Below are 22,034 nucleotides of genomic sequence, written 5' to 3' on the forward strand. Positions count from 1 at the left end.
AGGCTTCCGCGCCTCTTCGCGACATGCCCGCAAGAAATGTCAGTAGGGCGCGTGAGAGCTTTCAGTCGTCGACGGATGCTCCGGCCGACCAGCGAAATAGTCGAACAGACTCTGTACGGTGGAGACGCGCGGATCTGCGTGGATGCGACAGGCAATCTTCGTTAGCGTCTGGTACGGCACACCGCTGCGCTCCGAGATTTCCGGCCAGGTGCCGCGTGTTTCGGCCAACTGTCGCAGGACGGCGTCGAGCATTTTTTCCTGAGCCATCTTTCATTCCTCAAACAATGAGATCGACGCGATCATATCCTCTTAGGGATATTTACTCAAGAGTAGCATCGCCATCAAATATCCCGCGAGGGGTATCCGCATTCGGCATGATTGGCCCTATGAAAAGGAAACCAATCAGGGAAGTGTTGGCGGCAAACGTGCGAGCTCACATGAGCCGGAACCCGGCCGTCGACACCCAGACAAAGCTGGCCAACAGAGCCGGCATTTCACAGAGTTCCGTCGCACGTGTTTTAGCGGGCAATGTAGATACGCAGATAGGCATCGTGGCAGCTTTGGCAATCGCGATTGGGGTTGAGCCAGGCCGTTTGCTGGATGATGCGGACGCGAGCCCAGAGCTGCAGATCGACAGAGAGCGGTTCGCGAAATTACCCGCAACCGAGCGGGCAAAAATCCAAAGCTACATCGACTTCGTTATGGCCCAGCCCGACCTGACAAGCAGCGAGACGCTTTCGATTTCTCAAAAGCTGACTCAATCCAAAGACCAGGAAGATCGCAATCGCCAAGCCGCTCAACGTCCAATTTCCAAAGACTCGTTGAGCATCAATGAAAACCACGACCAAGCCGTTCCGGGGAATCGAGGCCGCAAACGCGTCAGGTAAAGTTCTCCACTTTCCCGATTCCGCAATTTCACCTGACGCGCAAAACGTCGCCTCTCGCCAACGCGCTGTGCGCGACGTCCTAATGGGTCTCACGCGCACGAGCAATCCCGCTGCCCCCGTTGCCTATGCTCTCGCCATAGTCCTACCTGACGGGACCGTCGAATTCTCCACCCAAGGCATCGAAAGAGACTTCGCCATCCCATTGGCCGATTCTTTAGATCGACTATCGGCAATCCTGCGGAACCACGGCAGCTCGCCAAGCCGTGGGCGGCGGAATCAGCGAGGCATAGCGAAACTTGCCCCGCTCGTAGCCATCGCGTTTATGGCAGCAACATACCTGAATGATCTCGCCTGGCTGGACAGCCTCCTGATGATCGCCGGCCAATTGTCCGTCAACTGGCTGCTCCGCCGGGGAAGCCCAACCGGGTAAGCCCAATCCCCGAGCGGGTATTTTCAGAAAAAATTCAAAGGCAAAACGCCCAATCCGCAGCCCCTCCGGGCATGGATATCCCTTTGGGGATTGACATTAAATATCCTTACGGGGATACTTGGATCCGAAGCCCGCCATTCCGGCGCGTCTCATTGCGGAGATCACATGGATTCCCTACCCGATCAAGCCAGACGAGCTCGTCAAGCCTGGCTTTGCGAAATGCAGAACTGCCAGACACGATCGCAAAGTGACTTTGAGAACTCTGCCGTTTGGCGCGGCGTATTCGTCGCCGCATTCATCGTGATCGTGATCAATATCCCGGTTTCGCCACCGACGGCGCTGACACACGCTCCCGTCCGCGCCACGGTGTAGCCGCTCGATGACTCGGCGATTCCCCGTGACCAATGCCGACATCGCTCGGGAACACCGCCTCCGCCATCTGGCCGGCTCCGCCATCGACGCGATCACCAATCCCGCGCTTCGAATCTGCCTCGCCAATTGTGCCGAGCTCAGGAAAAAGCAAGCGCAGCCCAAACAACCAACGCTGGACGGCAAGCGTCTTGCCGCTGGCGATACGGACTAACGCCACATGCCAAGAGCAAAACTCAACGCTCCGCCGGAGCCCACACGGCGCGACACCATCGGTCTACGCTCGACATTCCACTACGATCCGATGGCACCGCGCCCCCCAACGCCGGTCATGGTCGGAAAGTATGTTGTCGCACGGAGACCGCTTGCTGACAGCGTGCACACGCTTTACATGATCCTCGACGGCACGGATGTCGTCGGAACATCGATCTCCTATCCGAACGAGGACGACTGCGCGACGGCGATCAAGAAAAATCTTCGCAAGCGGGCCGAATCAATTGCCGCAACGACGATTGCCAAGGCGAAAAAGCGCAAGCGGCGCGCACTGCGCGTGAAGGAGGCTGCATGACCTTCGCCCTCCTCGTCGCCATCACCACATGCTGTGCTGTGTGGTTTCTTACCGGCCATGCTCAGCAACGACACATCGGCTTTGTCCTCGGTCTGGTCGACGCAATTCTGTGGCTGTTCGCTGGTGTGTCAGCCGGCAAGCTCATCGTTGTCGCGATCGCGGGATTCTGTGCTTTGTGCTTCGCACGTCCGTTTCTGCTCGCATGGTCGGTGAGACTTTTCGGGAGGCGCCATGCGCAATGACCTCTCTCCAATCTGCAAAGCGTTGATCGCATTTTTAGCCGGCCAGCGTGAACCGCTGACGATCGACAATGTCGAGGCCGCATTGCCACATGCCGATCGACATGCGCTCCGTCTCGACCTACACATGCTGGTGCGAGGTACGGTCGTGCGCCAAGCCATCCGACGCTCGGACGAACGGCTCGTGTACTGGCTCGCCGGCCTGACTATCGCTCCGTTTGACGGCACGTTGTTTCACTATGCCCCGGATGCCACGTTTGCCGATGTTGGTGGAATCCAGTCCACGCTGGAGGCGAATCATGGCTAGGACCAGCCCGCTCGTTCTCGACGCAATGATCGTCACTGGCAACACGAAGGCCGCAGTTAAGGCCGCCGGCGGTGGATCTTCTGACCTGTGGACCGTACCGCCGAGCGAGATTCATTTTGACCCGCGCGACAACGTACGCCCGCTCGATCAGGACCGTGTCCGCCATCTCGCAGAACTCATCAAAGCAAACGGATACGATCGCAAACAGCCGATTGGCTGTTTCGTCCGCAAGGTCGGCGGCGAAGATCGAATCTTCGTCTACGCCGGCCAGCACCGCTTCCACGCCGCATTGCTCGCGATCGAGGAAGGTGCGCCAATCGACCGACTCCCCGTCGTCATCGACGAAGCCAAGTCGGTCAGTCGCGCCAACCTGATCTACGCCGGCATTAATACAAACGATGGCGAGAAACTGACGCCGCTGCAACTCGCCGAGAAGGTCATCGAACTGCAGGCGCTCGGTGAAGCAAACGCGACGATCTGCAAACGCCTCAACGTTACTGACCAGACGATCAGAGACGTCCTGCTACTCGCCAATGCGCCCGTCGCTCTGCACAAGCTGATTCGAGACAAGGTCGTCGCGTCGACACTGGCTATCGAGGAAGTGCGCGCACACGGTGGAGAGAAAGCGTTAGAGCGCTTGCAAACCGCTGCGTCGAAGGCAAAGGAATCGGGAAAGACCAAGGTGACTGCGAAGGTGCTGGCCGCAGCCGCACCGAAGCCCATTGCAAAGCAGATCTCCGAAGTGCACGCAAAGCAACTTTTGCAGGCGCTGCAGTCGGTCCTTCATGATCCGATATTCGGCAAGCTTTCGCCGGGGACTATTGCGGGTGTGCACGCGGCATTATCACCTCTCGCAGATCTGCTCGACGCGGTTTCAACGAAGCGGTCCCGGCACCCGATTCACCAGCCGAACGAACATGGTGTTTTCGTTGCACATGAGACTTTGAGTTGCCCTCCGCTGAAGCGCGGCGCCAAATCTCCAATTGAAATTCGTCTTGCTCAGCCCGAGGAAGGCAGCTGGATTTTTGCAACGTCCTACACAGTCGGCTCGTCCCACGCTTCCGGCGCGCTCAAGATGAGCGAAATCACCGCAATCTTTAAAACGCGCGGCCTGGCGATTCGCGGTGCCGTGCAGTCGCTCCGAAAACAACTCGATCAGCGGAATACTCGCAACGCCAAAGAGATGCCAGCGATTCATGCATGGCTAGAGAAACTGTGGATCGCGCCGGATCCCGACTGGACCGAAGAATTAGCTCGAGGGAGAGTTCAATGATGGTCCGCCCGGCCACTTTCACCCCACGCCCGCTGCCGCGTAAGCGGGAAGCAGCGGATAAACGCCACCGGCTTTCGCGCGCTGGCGCCGTCCGGTCACTTGCATCGAGCGACGACATCAACGGCAGCGGGCTCGCGCCCGCCGAAGCGATCCAGACGGACGAAGGCCAGTCGGATTCCCGACTGGCCACCCTCGAACGGATCACAGCCCTCCGTCTCGAGCTCCGCCAATTGGTTCAGCACATCGCACACGGTGCCGACATCGGCCTGCTCGACGTGATATGCGACGAGGTCGGCAGCTATAGCCGGCACAAAGCCGCGCAGGAAGCGCGCACATGGGCCGAACAGGCTCGTCTGTCTATCGAAACCGGTTTGATGCAGCTCGATCGCGCGCTGCATCCTTTGGTATGAGAACTGTTGTGACCAAACCAGACCAGATCACCGCACGCAAAGTCGACGTCGACGCGAGGCCCCTAAAAATGGCTAACACGAAAACCGCGCTTATCAAGCCGCTATATCTCGACCTGGAAACTGTTTGCACGATCGTGTCGCTCGCGCCGGCGACCGTTCAACTGCTGGTTCGTCAGGACCAGTTCCCAAAGCCAAGACTTTTGTCCGGCCGGCGCGTTGGGTGGCTGCTTCGCGAGATTGAAGAGTGGGCAGAGCAGCGACCGATTTCCGATCTGCTTCCACCGCCGAACACCGGCGCTCGTCGCAAAAAGTCGGTTACCGCATCGGTCAACGACCACCCGACAACTGCTCTAACCGCTCCGACACCCGCGTGAGCCATACGCGGCGTTCCGCATCATATGCGTGCCGGTTATACACGCCCTTGATACCCTCCTGCATGTGGCCGATCACAGCCTCACCCACTTCGTCGGGGCACCCCATCGACGCCAGCATCGTTCGTATAGTGCGGCGTAGATCGTGCGGCGCCCAGACGATTACAGGTAGACGCGGGCGCACCATCTCAGGCCTAGTTCTTGAGTAAGGCTGATGGTAGTGGACCGCCGTTTGCACAACCTTTTGCTCAATGTGAGCCGCCGCTCCGTTCGCCGGCGGGAATAAATGCCCCTTTCCATATACGCTCAGCCGGCGGCGCACCACCGTTTCCGCACGACCGATTAGTGGGACGCGTAAGTCGGTAGCACCTTCATGCCGCTCGTTCTTGGTCTTCTCTTTGGGTATCGTCCACCACCACCCATCGCTTTCCTCGGTTATCTCCCGACCCTCCATGGCCACGATCTCGGAGCCACGCGTGGCCGTCCATAGGTAAAGTGTCAACGCGTCGCAAACACTTCGACTGAAGTTCGGCAGCCACGGAATCAAGGCCGCCAGTTCGGCATCCGTCAACGTCCGCTTTTTGCCCACGCGCTTGCCGCCGATCGTCTTCCCCTTGCTTTTCAGCTTGCCGCGCATGATCAGCCGCCACCAGTTTGGCGCATCTTGCGACAGGCGGCCGGCGTCGTGCGCGTATTCCCACGCCGCTCCTAGCTCGGCGCGCAACTTCGCCGCCTGAACGGGAATGTGGGCGTGCGACTCGATAAGGTCGAATGCTTGCGCGCGGGTCATCGTTTCGGCGGCGACGTCGGCGAGCGGCCCGAGCATTGTGCGGAACATGCGCGCAATCTCATTCGCTCCTTTCGTCTTGCGATTGCGCTCGACATGCCCCACGAGGTAGTCGCGACAAAGGTTTCCCATCGTGTATTTCGACGTCTGCGTTACCATATCGCCGATCGAGGCTGTATCCGGTTGCCGCTTCTTAGCGACCGGCTCTTGCCCCTCATTGCGCGCCTCACGAAGCTTTTCCCAAGCGACCGTCGCAGCAGCTGGCGACATTGCCGGCCACTCCCCGATTTTGGTTTGCTTCATGCGCCCGTTGACGGGCGATTTATAGCGGTAGGTCCAGCTCTTTGTCGTCTTTGTCGCTACCAGGCGTAAGCCGGGACAATCGGCGACAGTGAGGTGTTGATCAGGCCCAAGTTGCTTTGCCGCGCGAGCATCAAAGTGCATGTGAGTCAGCGTAGGTTTTGCCGGAAACTCGCAAAGTGCCACCGGCGTAGGTCGAAAAGATTTTCTGACCCAAAACCTACGCTAATGGCTCAAGTTTTGCAATGTGCTATCGCACGTAGGCATGCTTAGACAAAAACATGCAAAAAGACCTCGCGCCTTGCTGGATATAGGATAGATGGACGAAACGAGCGCAAAACCTGACGTACAAGGCATCGACATTAGCAGTCACACGCCGATGATGCAGCAGTACCTGCGCATCAAAGCGGATCATCCGGGCACGCTGGTGTTCTACCGGATGGGCGACTTCTACGAACTCTTTTTCGAAGACGCGGAAAAAGCCGCGCGTCTGCTCGATCTGACGCTAACGCAGCGTGGCGCGTCGGCGGGTAATCCGATCAAGATGGCCGGCGTGCCGCATCACGCGGTCGAACAATATCTGGCCAAGCTCGTGAAGCTCGGCGAATCCGTCGCGATTTGCGAGCAGATCGGCGACCCGGCTACGTCGAAGGGCCCGGTCGAGCGCAAAGTGGTGCGCGTTGTCACGCCGGGCACGCTCACGGATGCCGCGCTCCTGTCCGACAAAAGCGATGTCTATCTGCTGGCCATGTGCGTTGCGCATAACCGGCGCGGCGTGGCGACCAGCGTCGGCCTTGCATGGCTGAATCTGGCGAGCGGCGCGTTGCGCCTCGCGGAGGTCGCGCCCGACCAGGTGGCGGCCGCGCTCGAACGCATTCGTCCCGCGGAAATTCTCGTTGCCGACACACCAGGCGACACGGCGAGCTGGACGCCGCCGGTCAATGCGGGCGCCCTCACCCGCGTGCCGGTCTGGCACTTCGACGTTACCTCGGGCACGCAACGCTTGTGCGATCAGCTGGAAGTGGCGGGACTCGACGGCTTCGGCGCGCATTCGCTGACCTGCGCGTGCGGCGCGGCCGGCGCGCTGCTGCTGTATGCCGCGGCCACACAAGGCCAGCAGTTGCGCCACGTGCGCAGTCTGAAGGTCGAATACGAATCCGAATATATCGGCCTCGACCCCGCCACGCGCCGCAACCTCGAACTCACGGAAACACTGCGTGGCACTGAATCGCCCACGCTGTGTTCGCTGCTCGACACCTGCTGCACGACCATGGGCAGCCGGCTGCTGCGTCACTGGCTGCATCATCCGCCGCGCGAATCGGCGGTGGCGCAGGCGCGTCAGCAGGCGATCGGCGCCTTGCTCGACGCGCCGCCGGGCGCGAGCGTCGATTCGTTGCGCGGCGCGCTGCGGCAGATCTCGGACATCGAGCGCATCACCGGGCGTCTCGCGCTGCTGTCCGCGCGGCCGCGCGATCTGTCGAGCCTGCGCGATACCTTCATTGCGTTGCCCGAGTTGCGCACGCAGCTCGCGGCCGTTGCGCCGAATGCGGATTCGCTGGCCCGCATCGACGCTTCCCTTGAACCGCCGCAAGCCTGCGTCGAACTGCTCAAGCGCGCGGTCGCGCAGGAACCGTCGGCCATGGTGCGCGACGGCGGCGTGATCGCGCGCGGCTACGATGCGGAACTGGACGAACTGCGCGATATTTCGGAGAACTGCGGGCAGTTCCTGATCGACCTCGAGACACGCGAGCGCGCACGCACGGGCATCGGCAATCTGCGCGTCGAATACAACAAGGTGCACGGGTTTTATATCGAAGTCACGCGCGGCCAGACCGACAAGGTGCCCGACGACTATCGCCGCCGCCAGACACTGAAGAATGCCGAACGCTACATCACGCCGGAACTGAAAACGTTCGAGGACAAAGCCCTGTCCGCGCAGGAACGCGCGCTCGCCCGCGAACGCTCGCTTTACGACGCGCTGCTGCAGGCGCTGCTGCCCTTCATCCCGGATTGTCAGCGGGTCGCCTCGGCGCTCGCCGAACTCGATCTGCTGGCGGCCTTCGGCGAGCGCGCCCGCGCGCTCGACTGGGTCGCGCCCACGTTCTCGGCAAACACCGGCATCGAAATCGAACAGGGCCGGCATCCGGTCGTGGAGGCGCAGGTCGAGCAGTTCATCGCCAACGACTGCTCGCTCACGCCCGAGCGCAAACTGCTACTGATCACCGGCCCGAACATGGGCGGTAAATCGACCTTCATGCGGCAGACCGCGTTGATCGCGCTGCTCGCGTACGTGGGCAGCTATGTGCCCGCGCGGCGCGCCGCCTTCGGACCGATCGACCGCATCTTCACGCGCATCGGCGCAGCGGACGACCTCGCCGGCGGCCGCTCGACCTTCATGGTCGAGATGACCGAAGCCGCCGCGATCCTGAACGACGCCACGCCGCAAAGTCTCGTGCTGATGGACGAGATCGGCCGCGGCACGTCCACGTTCGACGGGCTCGCGCTGGCTTGGGCCATCGCGCGGCATCTGCTCGCGCACAATGGCTGCCATACGCTGTTCGCCACGCACTACTTCGAGTTGACGCAGTTGCCGGCGGAGTTTCCGCAGGCCGCTAACGTGCACTTGTCGGCGGTCGAGCATGGGCACGGTATCGTGTTCCTGCACGCGGTCAGCGAAGGTCCGGCGAACCAGAGCTACGGCCTGCAGGTCGCGCAACTCGCCGGCGTGCCGAACGCGGTGATTCGCGCCGCGCGCAAGCATCTTGCGCATCTGGAGCAGCAATCGGCCGCGCAACCCGCGCCGCAACTCGATATGTTCGCCGCACCCATGCCGATGCTGCTCGAAGACGCGGACGACGAGCGCGATGTGAAGGAGGAGCCTGCGGTGCCGCCCGCCATGCAGGAGCTCGTCGAGCGTCTGCGCGGCATCGATCCGAACGATCTGCGGCCCCGCGAAGCACTCGATCTGCTGTACGAATTGCACGAACTGGCCGCCGCGCCGGATGCGGATCATTGACGCACACAGGCCCTCGCAGCGTCCGCGCAAACTCCGCGCGGCGCTGACCCTCGCCCTCACACTCACGGGCGGCGGCGTGCCGCTCGCTGGACTGTTCGCGGGGTTGTCAGGTTTCGCGCCGGCTGCTTACGCCGACACGTCGCGCTACACCTTCGCGGTCATCGCCAACACAATGCAGAGCGCCGCCGACGAAGCGCCCACGCAGCGGTTGATCGAAGCGATCAGCCGCGAGCGCGACATGTCGTTCATCGTGTACGACGGCAATCTGAAGGGCGCGAAAGAGGCTTGCCGCGACGCGCTTTACGAACGGCGCCACGCGCTGCTCGAAACATCGCGGCCCGCCCTCTTCTTCATTCCCGGCCAGCACGACTGGGCCGATTGCGGCACGGCCGAAGCCGGCGGCTTCGATCCGACCGAACGGCTCGACCAGTTGCGCCAAACGCTTTTTGCCGACGCCACCTCGATGGGCCAGAACCCGATCGCATTGACGCGTGAAAGTGAAGTCTCGCGCTTTCGTCCGTATCGCGAGAACGTGCGTTGGCAAGTGGGCGATACGGTGTTCGTCGGCCTGAACGCGCCGAGTCCGAACAATCACTATCTGACCGCGGGCGGACGCAACGGCGAGTTCGAAGACCGCGTGATAGCGAATGCATTCTGGCTCGAACATGCCGGTGAATATGCGAAACGCCGCGACGCGCGTGCGATCGTCGTGTTCATTCAAGGCGATCCGGACCCGGAGCGTTACGAACGGCCCGACCGTTTCGCATGGCTGCGCTTTGCACGCAACACACGCCGCGACGGTTTTCTGGAATTCAAACGCAGCCTCGTGAAGCTCGCGCAGATTTTCCGCGGACCGGTGCTCGTGATTCATTGCGACGACGAACGCGCAAGCGCCGGCTTCGTGATCGATCAGCCGCTACGCAATGACAAGGGGATGCTGGTGACGAATCTCACGCGAGTCGCACTCGCGCCGCATGATCGTCTCAACCAGTGGATTCAGGTGGACGCCGATCTCGGCAGGAAACCGCCGTTCCGCGTGAGTGTGCGCGATGTGCCGAAGCAAATGCCGATGCCCACCGCGCAACCCGTGCTGCCGCACGACGAACCGGCTGCTTCGATGCCGGCTGTGCCGGCGCTCGGACCCGCGTCGGAATTGCCGCCGCTGTTGCAGACGCCCGGAGAGTTGCAACTGGATCAGCAACCGCGCATACCGGCGGATCAGGGCGGCGGTGGCTACGGGCCGGCCACGTCGACGCCGCCCGCCCCGGTCACTCAACCGCGCATGCCGGGCGCTTCTTCAAGCGTACCCGGCATGCCTGCAAGCTCAGTGCAGCGTGGGCCCTGACTTGCCTTCTTCCTCGTCGTCCTCGTCTTCGTCGAGGACTTCGAGGCCGTCGGCGCCATGCGCGTGTTCGTGCTGGATTTCGTCTTCGGTAGCGGGACGCACGTCTTTCACCGTCAGCGCAAAACGCAACGCCATGCCTGCAAGCGGATGGTTGCCGTCGAGCACGACTTTGTCTTCGGCGACGTCGGTCACTACGTAGACGAGCGAGTCGAGGTCCTCGTCGCCTTCTTCCGGCGTGCCTTCGAATTGCATGCCGACTTCGAGCGGTTCCGGGAAGCGATTGCGCGGCTCGATCTTCACGAGATCAGGGTCGTACTCACCGAACGCGTCTTGCGGCTCGAGCTGGATCTGGGTCTCGAAGCCGGCCTCGTGGCCGTCGAGCTCTTCCTCGATCTTGGGGAACGTGCCATCATAGCCGCCGTGCAGATAGACCATCGGCTCGTCGCTTTCTTCAATCAGATTGCCCTGCGCATCCGACAGCTTGTAAGCGACCGACACGACGGTGTTCTTTGCGATTTTCATTCGATTCTCCAGAATACAACTCACATTATACGATGCCCAAGCGGCCCACTGACCACCCGGCCGACGCAGCTTCGGCACGGGATTCATCGCCGGCTTCAAAGCCGGCTGCTCCGGTTCTCCCGCCTTCGCCAGACACGCCGACACCGCTGCTCGGCAATCTGACGCCGTCGCAATTCATGCGCCGCTACTGGCAAAAAAAGCCGCTGCTGATTCGCCAGGCGATTCCGAACGTCGAGGCGCCGCTTTCACGCGACGAATTCTTCGAACTGACCGATCAGGACGAAGTCGAAGCTCGCCTGATCACGCATTTCCGCAATAAATGGCAGCTCGAACACGGGCCGTTCGCGCCTGACGAACTGCCTTCGGTGAAGCAGCGCGCATGGACGCTGCTCGTGCAAGGGGTCGATCTCCACGATGATCGCGCACGCGCGCTGCTCGACCGTTTCCGCTTCGTGCCGGACGCCCGTCTCGACGACCTGATGATTTCCTACGCGAGCGACGGCGGCGGCGTAGGGCCGCACTTCGATTCCTACGATGTGTTTCTTTTGCAAGTAAAAGGCAAGCGCCGTTGGCGCATTAGCGCGCAGAAAGATCTGACACTGCAAGCCGGCTTGCCTTTGAAAGTTTTACAGAATTTCCAGCCCGAAGAGGAGTGGCTGCTCGAACCGGGCGACATGCTTTACCTGCCGCCGCACATCGCGCACGACGGCATCGCCGAAGGCGAATGCATGACCTGTTCGATCGGTTTTCGCGCCCCTTCGGCAAGCGAATTGACTGGGCAATTCCTCTACCATCTGGCCGAGCGCGGCGAGTCGGCGGGTCAGCCGGGCGCGCTCTATCGCGATCCGCAGCAACCTGCCGTCGAGCGTCCGGCCGAACTCCCCGCGGCGTTGGTTGAAAGGGTTGGCGCAATCCTTGCTGGCATCAAATGGAATGAGCAGGATATTGCGTCGTTCCTTGGCACGTATCTCAGCGAACCTAAGCCGAGTGTCGTGTTTGATCCGCCGCAAAGGCCGCTTAATGAAGCCCGTTTCATCAGTCAGGCATCGAAGTCAGGTATTCGGCTGGACCGCAAGACTAATTTGTTGTACAACCGCCGTTTTTTCTTCGTAAATGGAGAGGAAACGTCATTCAATGGCGCAAAAAAGTGGTTGTTTGACCTCGCAAATCACCGCTGTATGAGTGCGAAACGCTTTGTAACACTCTCACACGATTCGTCGGTGACAGCACGGCTACACGAGTGGTATTGTGCGGGCTGGATACAAGTGGGCGAGCTTGCGTAACTCTGCCTGCCTGCTATACCGTACAGTGAAATTTTGTATGAGAAAGACAACGTATTGACCCCGGATTTATGGATTGTCAGTACGAAAGTGCATATAATTTCCGCCCAAGCCGTAGGGAAGATTCGAGCTCGTCAAAAGAGCTTCTCCACCAGCGGCCCAGGTCGGTGTTGGAGCACATTACCGGTTTTATTTTGCGCTGTTGCTTACCTTTAAACCATAAAAGGACGTGATCATGAAGAAATCCCTCCTCGTAGCATCCCTGTTGGCAGCTGTGGCACTGGCTGCATGCAACAAGAGCAACGACCAAGCCGCTGCCCCGGCTAGCGACGCAGCTGCTGCTTCGGCACCGGCTGCTGCTGCTTCGGATTCGGCTGCTGCTGCTTCGGGTGCTGCTGCTGCTGCGAGCGACGCTGCTGCTTCGGCTACGACCGCTGCTTCGGACGCAGGCGCTGCTGCTTCGGACGCTGCTGCTTCGGCTGCTGCTCCGGCTTCGGGCGCAAGCCAGTAAGCTGTCGCATAGGGTTCGCCTCTGGGCGAAAACTGCATCGGGAAATCATCGCGATTTTCCGGGCAGTAAAGCAAAACGCCACGGGTTCACATCCGTGGCGTTTTGTCATTTAAGCGCCGCTTTTTATAGCGGCATTCACTGATTCTAATCAGCCTGATCAGCCTCTTGCGCCGGCGTCGCGCTCTCTTCAAAAAACTCGCGCACCACCTCGATCTCACGCGTACGTTTGAACGGCGGCAGGCTCTGCCAGATACGGCGCCCATACGGTTTGTCCACGAGTCGTGTATCGCAGATCATCAGCACGCCACGATCGGTCTCAGCGCGAATCAGACGGCCCGCGCCCTGCTTCAGCGTGATGACGGCCTGCGGCAACTGATGCACGGCGAACGGGCTCAAGCCTTTCTTGGTGAGCGCTTCGAGTCGAGCTGACAACACCGGATCGTCGGGCGGCGCGAACGGCAGCTTGTCGATCACCACCAGCGACAAAGCGTCGCCGCGCACGTCCACGCCTTCCCAGAAGCTCTGGCTGCCCACCAGAATCGCGTTGCCATATGAGCGGAAGCGATCCAGCAATTCGGTGCGGCTCGCATCGCCCTGCACGAGCAGCGGATAGTCCCAGCCGCGCGCTTCGATCGTGTCGCGCAGTTTGGCCGAGATGCGGTCCACCGCGCGCAGCGTCGTGCACAACATGAAGACGCCGCCGCCCGATGCTTCGATCGCCGGCAACGCGGCGTCGAAGACGGCGTCGGTGAACATCGGCGAAGATGGCTGCGGCAAATTGCGCGGCACGTAGAGCAGCCCTTGGGTCGGATAGTCGAAGGGACTGGGCAGCGTCATCGAACGCTTCGCGTTCAGGCCCATCTGCGCGGCGTAGTGCGTGAAATCGCCGCGCACCGACAGCGTGGCCGACGTGAAGATCCACGCGCGCGGCACACCGGCGCGTTGTTTCGCGAAGATCGGCGCGACCGACAACGGCGTTTCGTGCAGCTGCACCGTATGCGAGAAGACTTCGATCCAGCGCACCTTTTCGTTCGGGTCGGCGCGCTCGGTTTTGCCGTCGGCAGAGGCGCCGTCAGCGGCTTCGCGTTCGGTCTGCGTGGGCGGCGTGGTCCAGCCGGCCAGCACGCCTTGCAACTCGCGTGCGCGGCGCAGACACGCGCCGATCGATTCGGCTCGCTCGGCCTGACCCGCCAGCGCGGACGCCAACGCATCAAGCTCGGTTTCGAGCGTTTCGAGCGCGGGGAACAACGGATGATCGTCGGGCAACTGGCCGATCGACAGGCGCACCGAGTCTTCCTTGAAGGCGAGCCGCACATCGCGCGCCGCGCGCTCCAGCGTCGCGCCGAGCTTGACCCAGTCGACCGTTTCGCGCGCATGGCCCAAGCCTTCGGCCACCGAATCGCGCGCGAGCTCGAGAAATTGCGTAGTCGAAAGCGTCTCGCCGAAAAACAGCGTGGCTGTCTCGGGCAATTGATGCGCTTCGTCGAAGATGATCGTGTTGGCGGTAGGCAGCAACTCGGCCATGCCCGTATCGCGCAGCATGATGTCGGCGAAAAACAGATGGTGGTTCACCACCACGATATCCGCCTGCTGCGCCTCACGGCGCGCCTGCATTACAAAGCAGTCCTTGTAATGCGGACATTCCTGGCCGAGACAGTTCTCGCGCGTGGACGTGACCATCGACCACACCGCAGCCGTTTCCGGCACGCTCGCCAGTTCGGCCTTGTCGCCGGTGCGCGTGATCTTGGCGAAGCGCACGATATCCTGCAGATACGAGGTTTCCTGGCGCGACGGCAGACGGCCGTTATCCGCGGTGCGCTGCAGATAGTAGTGGCACAGGTAATTCGCGCGCCCCTTGAGCATGGCGACCGACACCGGCACCGCGAGCGCATCGCGCACGGTCGGAATGTCGCGCTGAAAGAGCTGATCCTGCAAGTGCTTCGTGCCGGTGGAGACGATCACCTTGCCGCCCCACAACATGGCCGGCACCAGGTACGCGTAGGTCTTGCCGGTGCCGGTCCCGGCCTCGACGATCAGCGTGTTTTCGCTGCCGTCGAGGCCGCCCGATTCGGCGTTCTCAACGGCCTCGGCGACGGCATCGGCACCTGCCCCCTGCAGACGCCGCGCCGGGCGCTTGTGCGCCTCGAACATGGCGGGCTCGGGCATTGCGCGGCCCGACGCTTCCATGGCCGCGGCCACGGCGCGCGACATTTCGATCTGCGACGCGCGCGAGCGGTAGCCGTCGATCTGACGGGCCAGCAAACCGTCGGCGGCGAAGATCTCGTCGAGTTCGGCGACGCGGCGTGGATTCAGCGACGCGCTCAGTGCGGACGCGGCAGGACGCGGCGCCGGTGTGACGGCTCCAGATGCGTCGCCCGGCGTGGCACGGGATGAAGTTTCAAGCGGTGAATTCAAGGCAAGCGTTTCCTGCAAAGTCCGGCTCGCGCGGCGCGCGCCCGGCGCCTGCCAGGCCGCGAACTCAGGCGCGTGCGTCCGGTTCGAGCTGCAATTGCAGCAAGATGATGGTGTCCTTGACTTTGAGTTTGCGCTTTTTCAGGCGCTGCAACTCGAAGTCGTCGATGCCGGGCTCATCCGACATTCGGCCGATCAAACGATCGAGCCCACTATGCTCCGATTCCAGTTGCAGAATACGGTCGCGAAGTGTGTCCGCGTTGATGACGTGATGTTGATCGCGCATGCTCGCCTCCTCTCGTCGACGGCGCGGGCTGCGTGTGCGGCCCGATGCCTGAGGTTGCTGTCCGGCTTAAAACGCGTTACGGCGGCTACGGCCCTGCCATGCTCGCTCAGGGCCCCTTCAGCACGCTTACTGCTGTTGTTGCTGCTGCTTTTGCTGCTCTTCGAGTTGCTGCTGTTTCAATGCATCCTGACGCTTCTGCTCGGCTTTCTCGGCCGCCTGCTTCTGACGCGCCTCCACGTCGGCCTTGTGCTGCGCGGCGTCCGCCTGCTTCTTCTGGAAGCTCTGCTGCTTCTCCACGCGCTCCTGGGCCTTCTGCGCGCCTTGCGCACGCGCCTCGTCGAGCTTGCGCTGGAAGTCGCCCTGCTTCTGATCGTACGCCTGCTGGTTGGCCGCCGCCTGCGACGGGCTGATGCCGCGCTGCGCCTGATCCAGCGCGTGCTGACGCAGTTTGTCCTGATAGGCCTGCGCATTCGCGCTGCGCTGCGGCGCCTCGGCGGCGCGCTGCGCCTGATCGATCTGATGCTGTTTCTGCTTGTCTTCGTACGCCTGCGCGTTGCGTGCGTCGTCGGCGGCACGCTGCGGCGCGTTCGCTTCGTCCTGCGCGCGCTTGATCGCCGCCTGTTCGTCACGCACCCGAGCGCGCTGCGTGCGCTGTTCGCCGTCGAGCGCGAGTTGTTCCTTGCGAATGTCGGCCTGCACCGTACGCATGCTGTCGCGCGCCTTGTTAAGGCAAGAATTGACGAAGAACTTGCTATAGCAGTCGTGTTCCGCGACGCCGTAGCGGTAGTTGTTCTCCTCGGTGCGCTGATCGAGGACCTTTTGCCGTGCGTCGAAATCGCTATCCGACGCTACCGCGTTGCCGGCGCTGTCCGTGCTCTCGGCGCTCGTGGAGCCCTTGCCCGTGGTGGCCTGCGCGCCCGACGCGGCGGCCGGCGTCAAGGCGCCTGCGGGCCGCGCGGCGCTGCTGCTCGCAGGCGTCGCGGACTGCGCCACGGCCGGCGTGGACATCGACAGCGCGACGGCAAGTACACACGACGCGCACGACGCGAAAAACACGCCACATGAGAGGAACGCGGACCCGGACACGGAGCGCGGCGCCGATACGAGCGAAGAGAGCGAAGAACGTGGCGAACCCGGTGCCAGACCCGGCGACAAAAACGGCGGCAGTTGTGACAAGCGAGAGACCAAGCGGGAGCCCAGGCAGTTGAGGAACAAGGAGATCGGCAACGTCGTAGAGGGTCAGCGGAACATGCCCGAAATTCTATCACCCTGCGGTTGAGCCCTTTTGCATTTATGGCAAAATGCCCCGCTCCAGCAACCTGGTCGCAGCGTGCACGCCCGGCGTGCCCCGACGTGTCACACGTGGCCCTCACGTAGCGTCAGCGCGCGGCCCCCGAACTGAGTCCGCAGGAACACCAAGACCTTATGACGGAAACCGTAGCACTCAAGATCGTACAGCGCATCGCCGCCGAACTGTCCGTCCAGCCGCGCCAGGTCGCGGCCGCGGTGCAACTTCTCGACGAAGGAGCGACTGTTCCGTTCATCGCCCGCTACCGTAAGGAAGTGACCGACAATCTCGACGACACGCAACTGCGCAACCTCGAGGAACGCCTGTTGTATCTGCGCGAGCTGGAAGACCGGCGCGCCGCGATCATCGCCAGCATCGACGAACAGGGCAAGCTCACCGACGAGCTGCGCACCGCGATCGAAGGCGCCGACAGCAAGCAGGTGCTGGAAGACCTGTATCTCCCGTATAAGCCGAAGCGCCGCACGCGCGCGCAGATCGCCCGCGAAGCCGGTCTGCAGCCGCTGGCTGACGCGCTGCTGGCCAATCCCCTGCTCGACCCGCAAACCGAAGCCGCGGCCTACGTGGACGCCGAGAAAGGCGTCGCCGACGTGAAGGCCGCGCTCGACGGCGCGCGCGACATTCTCTCGGAACAGTTCGGCGAAACGGCCGATCTGCTCGGCAAGCTGCGCGACTACCTGTTCAACCAGGGCGTGGTGTCGTCGAAAGTGGTGGAAGGCAAGGAACACGCCGAAGAAGAGAAATTTCGCGACTACTACGACTACGCGGAAACGATCCGCACCGTGCCCTCGCATCGCGCGCTGGCGCTGTTCCGCGGCCGCAATGCGGGTGTGCTGATGGTCAAGCTGGGTCTGGGCGAAGAACTCGACGCGCAGGTGCCGCATCCGGGCGAAGCGTTGATTGCGCGCCACTTCGGCATCGCGAATCAGAACCGTCCGGCTGACAAGTGGCTCTCCGACGTGTGCCGCTGGTGCTGGCGCGTGAAGGTGCAGCCGCATATCGAAAACGAGTTGCTGACCAATCTGCGCGACGAAGCCGAGCACGAAGCGATTCGCGTGTTCGCGCGCAATCTGAAGGACTTGCTGCTGGCGGCGCCCGCCGGCCCGAAGGCCGTGATCGGCCTCGATCCGGGTATGCGCACCGGCGTGAAAGTCGCGGTGGTCGATCGGACCGGCAAGGTGCTCGCCACCGACGTGATCTATCCGCACGAGCCGCGCCGCGACTGGGACGGCTCGATCGCAAAACTCGCGCGCATTTGCGCGCAGACGCAGGCTGAATTGATCAGCATCGGCAACGGCACGGCGTCGCGTGAAACGGACAAGCTCGCGAGCGAACTGATCGCGCGTCATCCGGAATTCAAGTTGCAGAAGATCGTCGTGTCCGAAGCGGGCGCGTCGGTGTACTCGGCCTCCGAACTCGCGGCGAAGGAATTCCCCGACATGGACGTGTCGCTGCGCGGCGCGGTGTCGATTGCGCGGCGTCTGCAGGACCCGCTCGCCGAGTTGGTAAAGATCGAGCCGAAGGCAATCGGCGTCGGCCAGTATCAGCACGATGTGAATCAGCGCGAACTGGCGCGTTCGCTCGATGCGGTGGTCGAGGACTGCGTGAACGCGGTCGGCGTGGATGCGAATACGGCGTCTGTCGCCCTGCTCGCGCGTGTGTCGGGTCTGAATGCCACGTTGGCGCGCAATATCGTCGACTATCGCGATGCGAACGGTCCGTTCCCATCGCGCGAGCATTTGCGCAAGGTGCCGCGTCTGGGCGATAAGACGTTCGAGCAGGCCGCAGGATTCCTGCGCATCAACAACGGTGAGAATCCGCTCGACCGCTCGTCGGTTCACCCGGAAGCGTATCCGGTCGTCGAACGCATGCTCGCGAAAATCAGCAAGCACGTCGGCGACGTGCTGGGCAATCGCGACGCATTGCGCGGCCTCTCGCCCGCGGAATTCGTCGACGATCGTTTCGGCCTGCCGACCGTGCGTGACATTCTGCTCGAACTCGAAAAGCCGGGCCGCGATCCGCGTCCCGAGTTCAAGACCGCGACGTTCCGTGAAGGCGTCGAAAAGGTCAGCGATCTGACGCCGGGCATGGTGCTCGAAGGCGTCGTGACGAACGTGGCGGCATTCGGCGCGTTTATCGACATCGGCGTGCATCAGGACGGTCTGGTGCACGTGTCGGCCATGTCGACGAAGTTCATCAAGGACCCGCATGAAGTCGTCAAAGCCGGTCAGATCGTCAAGGTGAAGGTGCTGGAAGTGGACGTGAAACGCCAGCGCATCGCTCTGACGATGCGGATGGACGACGAGGTCGGTGTGGCGGCGGCACGCAGCGGTGGCGGCGCCCAGCAGGATCGCGGCGGCTCGGGTCGTTCGGGCGGCGGCGGACGCGGCGCGCAGCAACAGCGCTCGCGTGAGCCGGAAGCGGGCGGCGCGATGGCGGCTGCTTTCGCCAAGCTCAAGCAGAAGTGATTTTTTGCTGTACTAGAGGCGCGTGATTCGCTCGCGCGCTTATTGAGCTTGTCGAGCACCGCGCAATGCCGATCAGTCGATCGCTCGCTCCAGCGCCAAACAAAAAGCCCACGCATTGCGTGGGCTTTTTTTTCACACCTCGGGCGTGGGGCGCTCGAGCATCAGCGGCTGCGTTCAAATCTCGATCTTGGTCCCCAACTCCACCACCCGATTAGCCGGAATACTAAAGAAGTCCGTCGGCTTCGCGGCATTCTGATGCATCCATGCGAACACACGTTCGCGCCACACCGACATGCCTGGCAGTTGCGTCGGCACCACCGTTTCGCGCGCGAGGAAGAACGACGTGTCCATCATCTCGAAGGTCATGTCACGGGTGCGTCCAACTTCGAGCAGCACCGCCTTCACGTCCGGCGTTTCGTTGAAGCCGTAAGCCGCCTTGACGAGATACAGACCGCCGTCGATATCCTTGACCGTCACACGCTCCGAGTCGTTCACGTACGGAATATCGCGCGTCACGAAGGTCAGGAAGATGGTGCGCTCATGCAGCACCTTGTTGTGCTTCAGATTGTGCAGCAGACTCACCGGCACGAGCGAATCGCTGCCGGTCAGATAGATCGCCGTGCCCGACACACGATGCGGCGGATGCGCAAGCAACCCCTGCAAGAACGGCATAAGCGGAATACCGTCCGCGGCCGTGCGTTCCTTGACGATCATGCGGCCCTTGAACCAGGTCATCAGCAGGAAGAACAGCAGCGCGCCGATGCCGAGCGGCAACCACCCGCCTTCTTCCACCTTCAGCAGGTTCGCGCCGAAAAATCCTAGATCGACCGTCATGAACACGCCGATGATCAGCGCCACCAGCAGCTTGTTCCAGTTCCACACGTTCACCATCACGACGCAGGCGAGAATCGTGGTGATCACCATGGTGGCCGTCACCGCGATACCGTACGCGGCCGCGAGATTGTCCGAGCTCTTGAAGGCAATCACGATGCACAGAATGATGAACAGCAGCATCCAGTTCACCACCGGCACATAGATCTGGCCGATCGCCAGTTCCGACGTGTGCAGGATCTTCATACGCGGCACGTAGCCGAGCTGGATTGCCTGGCTCGTCAGCGAATAAGCGCCGGAAATCACGGCCTGCGAAGCGATCACGGTCGCTACCGTCGAGAGCACGACGAGCGGCAGCAAGGCCCAGTCCGGCGCGAGCAGGAAGAACGGATTTTCGATGGCCTTCGGATCGTGCATCAACAGCGCGCCCTGCCCAAAGTAGTTCAGCACCAGCGAAGGCATCACCAGGAAATACCACGCCATGCGGATCGGCTTTGCGCCGAAGTGGCCCATGTCGGCGTACAGCGCTTCGGCGCCGGTCAGCACCAGCACGACCGAACCGAGCACCACGTAGGCCTGCAGCACATGCGCGGCCATGAAGGTGTACGCGTAATACGGGTTCAGTGCGCGGATCACGTTCGGCGACTGCAGGATATGCCACAGGCCGAGCACCGCGAGCACCGCGAACCACACCACCATGATCGGACCGAACAGACGGCCGACCATCGCCGTGCCGTGCCGCTGAATCCAGAACAGCAGCACGAGGATCACCATGGTGAGCGGCAGCACCAGATGCGACAGATGCGGCGCGGCGATTTCCAGACCCTCGACTGCCGAGATCACCGAGATGGCCGGCGTGATCACCGCGTCGCCATAGAACATGCAGGCGCCGAAAATACCGAGCATCACCAGCACGCCGGCCATTTTCGACTTCTCGTCGAGCGAGCGCAGCGCCAGCGCCATCAGCGCGAGCACACCGCCCTCGCCGTTGTTGTCCGCGCGCATCACGAACAACACGTACTTGACGCCGACCACGATCACGATCGCCCAGAACAGAAGCGAGATCACACCCAGGATTGATTGATCGGTCAGCGGAATGCCGTGAGAGGGGCTGAAGGCTTCTTTCAGCGAGTACAACGGGCTCGTGCCGATATCGCCGAACACCACTCCGATCGCAGCGAGAGCGAGGGAAGGCAGAGGCTGTTTGTGCACGTGATTGTTATCTGTCATAAACGCGAGGAAATCCGTTCCCTGAGCGGAAAAACGACCGCCATTCTAAACTGCCAGCATGGCGCCGCCCGGCTTGTTGTGGATACACCACGTGATGGTCCGCGCAGTGTAGCACTGCGATATGGGCGCGTCTGCTGTGCGAGCCGCATTGCCGGCATCGGCGATGCGCGGTTTGCGAAGCGCGCGCGCACAGCCCGCACATAAAAAAACGGAGCCCAATGGGCTCCGTTTTGCGAGACTACGCAGGGTACGGCGCGACGAAGATCCAACACGTTCGGCGCCGAAGTGCGCATCACTTCTCCGACGACTCCTGCGCTTGCGCCGTGCCGCGCTTGATCCACGCGCCGAGGTTATGCGGACGCACCGTGTCCCACTCCTCGAACGGTTGATGGATCCACGGATTGGTGGGCAGATATTGCACGTGGTAATCGGGCTTCACCTTCGAGCAGCCCTTGTACCAGAGCACCGCCGAACGCACGGCAGTGATCGCCGGATAACGCTCTTTCAGATGCTGCTGAACACGCGCGAGCGTCACGCCCGAGTCGACAAGGTCGTCGACCAGCAACACGTTGCCGTGCAGCTCGCCACGCGTCATGGTGATGTATTGCGCGATGTCGAGATCGCCCTGCTCCGTGCCGGCAGCTTCGCGATACGAACTCGTGGCAAGAATCGCCAACGGCAGATCGTAAATGCGCGAGAGCTGATCGCCGACGCGCAAACCGCCACGCGCGAGGCACAGGATCTTGTCGAACTTCCAGCCCGACTCGTGGACCTGCAACGCCAACAGTTCGATCAGCCGGTGATACTCGTCCCAGCCGACCCAGAGGTTCTTGTCGTCGTTGCGCGGATCTTTCATCGCAATCATGGGTACACCTTGCACCATGGC

The 22,034-nt window shown here is 62.0% G+C and carries 22 protein-coding genes; 14 read left to right on the forward strand and 8 right to left on the reverse strand.

Annotated features, from left to right (window positions below):
• Window positions 1-39 precede the first annotated feature (39 nt).
• Window positions 40-267 (reverse strand): hypothetical protein, encoded by a 228-nt coding sequence (locus PQR54_RS05110; RefSeq protein WP_408244354.1) that lies wholly within the window; start codon window positions 265-267, stop codon window positions 40-42.
• 119 nt (window positions 268-386) lie between these two features.
• Here PQR54_RS05110 and PQR54_RS05115 point away from each other — a divergent pair, with 119 nt between their 5' ends.
• The 9 genes from PQR54_RS05115 (at window position 387) to PQR54_RS05155 (ending at window position 4,857) form a co-directional block, all read left to right on the forward strand.
• A complete protein-coding gene (locus PQR54_RS05115) occupies window positions 387-887 on the forward strand; it encodes a helix-turn-helix domain-containing protein (RefSeq protein ID WP_408244355.1) in 501 nt (166 codons plus the stop codon).
• Between the two features lie 595 nt (window positions 888-1,482).
• Complete coding sequence (locus tag PQR54_RS05120; protein WP_408244356.1) at window positions 1,483-1,689, forward strand: hypothetical protein; 207 nt, start codon at window positions 1,483-1,485, stop codon at window positions 1,687-1,689.
• 25 nt (window positions 1,690-1,714) lie between these two features.
• Entirely contained in the window at window positions 1,715-1,900 is a 186-nt protein-coding gene (locus tag PQR54_RS05125) for a hypothetical protein (protein WP_408244357.1), read from the forward strand.
• 6 nt (window positions 1,901-1,906) lie between these two features.
• Complete coding sequence (locus PQR54_RS05130; protein ID WP_408244358.1) at window positions 1,907-2,254, forward strand: beta-hexosaminidase; 348 nt, start codon at window positions 1,907-1,909, stop codon at window positions 2,252-2,254.
• On the forward strand, window positions 2,251-2,496 hold the full coding sequence (locus tag PQR54_RS05135) for a hypothetical protein (RefSeq protein WP_408244359.1): 246 nt from the start codon (window positions 2,251-2,253) through the stop codon (window positions 2,494-2,496). The genes PQR54_RS05130 and PQR54_RS05135 overlap by 4 nt, the downstream gene beginning before the upstream one ends.
• On the forward strand, window positions 2,486-2,800 hold the full coding sequence (locus PQR54_RS05140) for a hypothetical protein (RefSeq protein ID WP_408244360.1): 315 nt from the start codon (window positions 2,486-2,488) through the stop codon (window positions 2,798-2,800). The genes PQR54_RS05135 and PQR54_RS05140 overlap by 11 nt, the downstream gene beginning before the upstream one ends.
• Window positions 2,793-4,073, forward strand: a complete 1,281-nt coding sequence (locus tag PQR54_RS05145; RefSeq protein WP_408244361.1) for a ParB/RepB/Spo0J family partition protein — start codon at window positions 2,793-2,795, stop codon at window positions 4,071-4,073. Before PQR54_RS05140 ends, PQR54_RS05145 begins: the two co-directional genes overlap by 8 nt.
• Entirely contained in the window at window positions 4,070-4,483 is a 414-nt protein-coding gene (locus tag PQR54_RS05150) for a hypothetical protein (RefSeq protein WP_408244362.1), read from the forward strand. The genes PQR54_RS05145 and PQR54_RS05150 overlap by 4 nt, the downstream gene beginning before the upstream one ends.
• Before the next feature lie 8 nt (window positions 4,484-4,491).
• Window positions 4,492-4,857 (forward strand): helix-turn-helix transcriptional regulator, encoded by a 366-nt coding sequence (locus tag PQR54_RS05155; RefSeq protein ID WP_408244363.1) that lies wholly within the window; start codon window positions 4,492-4,494, stop codon window positions 4,855-4,857.
• Here PQR54_RS05155 and PQR54_RS05160 read toward each other — a convergent pair.
• Complete coding sequence (locus PQR54_RS05160; protein WP_408244364.1) at window positions 4,811-6,085, reverse strand: tyrosine-type recombinase/integrase; 1,275 nt, start codon at window positions 6,083-6,085, stop codon at window positions 4,811-4,813. The genes PQR54_RS05155 and PQR54_RS05160 overlap by 47 nt on opposite strands.
• A gap of 175 nt (window positions 6,086-6,260) precedes the next feature.
• Between PQR54_RS05160 and mutS the strand changes: the two genes are divergently transcribed.
• Complete coding sequence (gene mutS, locus PQR54_RS05165) at window positions 6,261-8,957, forward strand: DNA mismatch repair protein MutS (RefSeq protein ID WP_408244365.1); 2,697 nt, start codon at window positions 6,261-6,263, stop codon at window positions 8,955-8,957.
• Complete coding sequence (locus tag PQR54_RS05170; RefSeq protein WP_408244366.1) at window positions 8,944-10,302, forward strand: hypothetical protein; 1,359 nt, start codon at window positions 8,944-8,946, stop codon at window positions 10,300-10,302. The genes mutS and PQR54_RS05170 overlap by 14 nt, the downstream gene beginning before the upstream one ends.
• On the opposite strand, the gene PQR54_RS05175 is transcribed toward PQR54_RS05170, so the two are convergent.
• Complete coding sequence (locus PQR54_RS05175) at window positions 10,282-10,824, reverse strand: FKBP-type peptidyl-prolyl cis-trans isomerase (protein WP_012433513.1); 543 nt, start codon at window positions 10,822-10,824, stop codon at window positions 10,282-10,284. The two genes, PQR54_RS05170 and PQR54_RS05175, sit on opposite strands and share 21 nt — an antisense overlap.
• Window positions 10,825-10,856: 32 nt before the next feature.
• Between PQR54_RS05175 and PQR54_RS05180 the strand changes: the two genes are divergently transcribed.
• Together PQR54_RS05180 and PQR54_RS05185 are read left to right on the forward strand one after the other, a co-directional pair.
• Window positions 10,857-12,107 carry a JmjC domain-containing protein gene (locus PQR54_RS05180; protein WP_408244367.1) on the forward strand — a complete coding sequence of 417 codons (1,251 nt, stop codon included), beginning with the start codon at window positions 10,857-10,859 and terminating at the stop codon, window positions 12,105-12,107.
• A 232-nt stretch (window positions 12,108-12,339) separates the two neighbouring features.
• Window positions 12,340-12,615, forward strand: coding sequence for a hypothetical protein (locus PQR54_RS05185; protein ID WP_083772052.1), 276 nt, complete (start codon window positions 12,340-12,342; stop codon window positions 12,613-12,615).
• Window positions 12,616-12,759: 144 nt separating this feature from the next.
• Here PQR54_RS05185 and yoaA read toward each other — a convergent pair whose 3' ends face one another.
• The 3 genes from yoaA to PQR54_RS05200 form a co-directional block, all read right to left on the reverse strand.
• Window positions 12,760-15,030: a DNA repair helicase YoaA gene (yoaA, locus tag PQR54_RS05190; RefSeq protein WP_408244368.1), complete on the reverse strand. Its 2,271-nt coding sequence runs from the start codon at window positions 15,028-15,030 to the stop codon at window positions 12,760-12,762.
• Between the two features lie 64 nt (window positions 15,031-15,094).
• The gene (locus PQR54_RS05195) at window positions 15,095-15,313 is read right to left on the reverse strand and encodes a DUF465 domain-containing protein (RefSeq protein WP_408244369.1); all 219 of its coding nucleotides are present in this window, start codon (window positions 15,311-15,313) and stop codon (window positions 15,095-15,097) included.
• Window positions 15,314-15,439: 126 nt separating this feature from the next.
• Complete coding sequence (locus PQR54_RS05200; protein ID WP_408244370.1) at window positions 15,440-16,321, reverse strand: hypothetical protein; 882 nt, start codon at window positions 16,319-16,321, stop codon at window positions 15,440-15,442.
• A gap of 417 nt (window positions 16,322-16,738) precedes the next feature.
• Here PQR54_RS05200 and PQR54_RS05205 point away from each other — a divergent pair, with 417 nt between their 5' ends.
• Window positions 16,739-19,087, forward strand: a complete 2,349-nt coding sequence (locus tag PQR54_RS05205) for a Tex family protein (protein WP_408244371.1) — start codon at window positions 16,739-16,741, stop codon at window positions 19,085-19,087.
• 174 nt (window positions 19,088-19,261) lie between these two features.
• Here PQR54_RS05205 and PQR54_RS05210 read toward each other — a convergent pair whose 3' ends face one another.
• A complete protein-coding gene (locus tag PQR54_RS05210) occupies window positions 19,262-21,148 on the reverse strand; it encodes a potassium transporter Kup (RefSeq protein WP_116117684.1) in 1,887 nt (628 codons plus the stop codon).
• Window positions 21,149-21,440: 292 nt separating this feature from the next.
• The gene (locus tag PQR54_RS05215) at window positions 21,441-22,031 is read right to left on the reverse strand and encodes a phosphoribosyltransferase (RefSeq protein WP_408244372.1); all 591 of its coding nucleotides are present in this window, start codon (window positions 22,029-22,031) and stop codon (window positions 21,441-21,443) included.
• Between the last annotated feature and the right edge of the window lie 3 nt (window positions 22,032-22,034).

Source organism: Paraburkholderia phytofirmans, from assembly GCF_046028095.1.
GTDB lineage: Bacteria > Pseudomonadota > Gammaproteobacteria > Burkholderiales > Burkholderiaceae > Paraburkholderia > Paraburkholderia phytofirmans_A.

Bases quoted from the DNA above. Each gene is read 5' to 3' on its own strand.
- PQR54_RS05150 (WP_408244362.1), top strand. From the start codon at position 4,070: ATGATGGTCCGCCCGGCCACTTTCACCCCACGCCCGCTGCCGCGTAAG.
- PQR54_RS05115 (WP_408244355.1), top strand. From the start codon at position 387: ATGAAAAGGAAACCAATCAGGGAAGTGTTGGCGGCAAACGTGCGAGCT.
- PQR54_RS05205 (WP_408244371.1), top strand. From the start codon at position 16,739: ATGACGGAAACCGTAGCACTCAAGATCGTACAGCGCATCGCCGCCGAA.
- PQR54_RS05180 (WP_408244367.1), top strand. From the start codon at position 10,857: ATGCCCAAGCGGCCCACTGACCACCCGGCCGACGCAGCTTCGGCACGG.
- PQR54_RS05175 (WP_012433513.1), bottom strand. From the start codon at position 10,824: ATGAAAATCGCAAAGAACACCGTCGTGTCGGTCGCTTACAAGCTGTCG.
- PQR54_RS05200 (WP_408244370.1), bottom strand. From the start codon at position 16,321: ATGTCCACGCCGGCCGTGGCGCAGTCCGCGACGCCTGCGAGCAGCAGC.
- PQR54_RS05140 (WP_408244360.1), top strand. From the start codon at position 2,486: ATGCGCAATGACCTCTCTCCAATCTGCAAAGCGTTGATCGCATTTTTA.
- PQR54_RS05135 (WP_408244359.1), top strand. From the start codon at position 2,251: ATGACCTTCGCCCTCCTCGTCGCCATCACCACATGCTGTGCTGTGTGG.
- PQR54_RS05120 (WP_408244356.1), top strand. From the start codon at position 1,483: ATGGATTCCCTACCCGATCAAGCCAGACGAGCTCGTCAAGCCTGGCTT.
- PQR54_RS05130 (WP_408244358.1), top strand. From the start codon at position 1,907: ATGCCAAGAGCAAAACTCAACGCTCCGCCGGAGCCCACACGGCGCGAC.
- PQR54_RS05215 (WP_408244372.1), bottom strand. From the start codon at position 22,031: ATGGTGCAAGGTGTACCCATGATTGCGATGAAAGATCCGCGCAACGAC.
- PQR54_RS05185 (WP_083772052.1), top strand. From the start codon at position 12,340: ATGAAGAAATCCCTCCTCGTAGCATCCCTGTTGGCAGCTGTGGCACTG.
- mutS (WP_408244365.1), top strand. From the start codon at position 6,261: ATGGACGAAACGAGCGCAAAACCTGACGTACAAGGCATCGACATTAGC.
- PQR54_RS05195 (WP_408244369.1), bottom strand. From the start codon at position 15,313: ATGCGCGATCAACATCACGTCATCAACGCGGACACACTTCGCGACCGT.
- PQR54_RS05210 (WP_116117684.1), bottom strand. From the start codon at position 21,148: ATGACAGATAACAATCACGTGCACAAACAGCCTCTGCCTTCCCTCGCT.
- PQR54_RS05110 (WP_408244354.1), bottom strand. From the start codon at position 267: ATGGCTCAGGAAAAAATGCTCGACGCCGTCCTGCGACAGTTGGCCGAA.
- PQR54_RS05145 (WP_408244361.1), top strand. From the start codon at position 2,793: ATGGCTAGGACCAGCCCGCTCGTTCTCGACGCAATGATCGTCACTGGC.
- PQR54_RS05160 (WP_408244364.1), bottom strand. From the start codon at position 6,085: ATGCACTTTGATGCTCGCGCGGCAAAGCAACTTGGGCCTGATCAACAC.
- PQR54_RS05170 (WP_408244366.1), top strand. From the start codon at position 8,944: ATGCGGATCATTGACGCACACAGGCCCTCGCAGCGTCCGCGCAAACTC.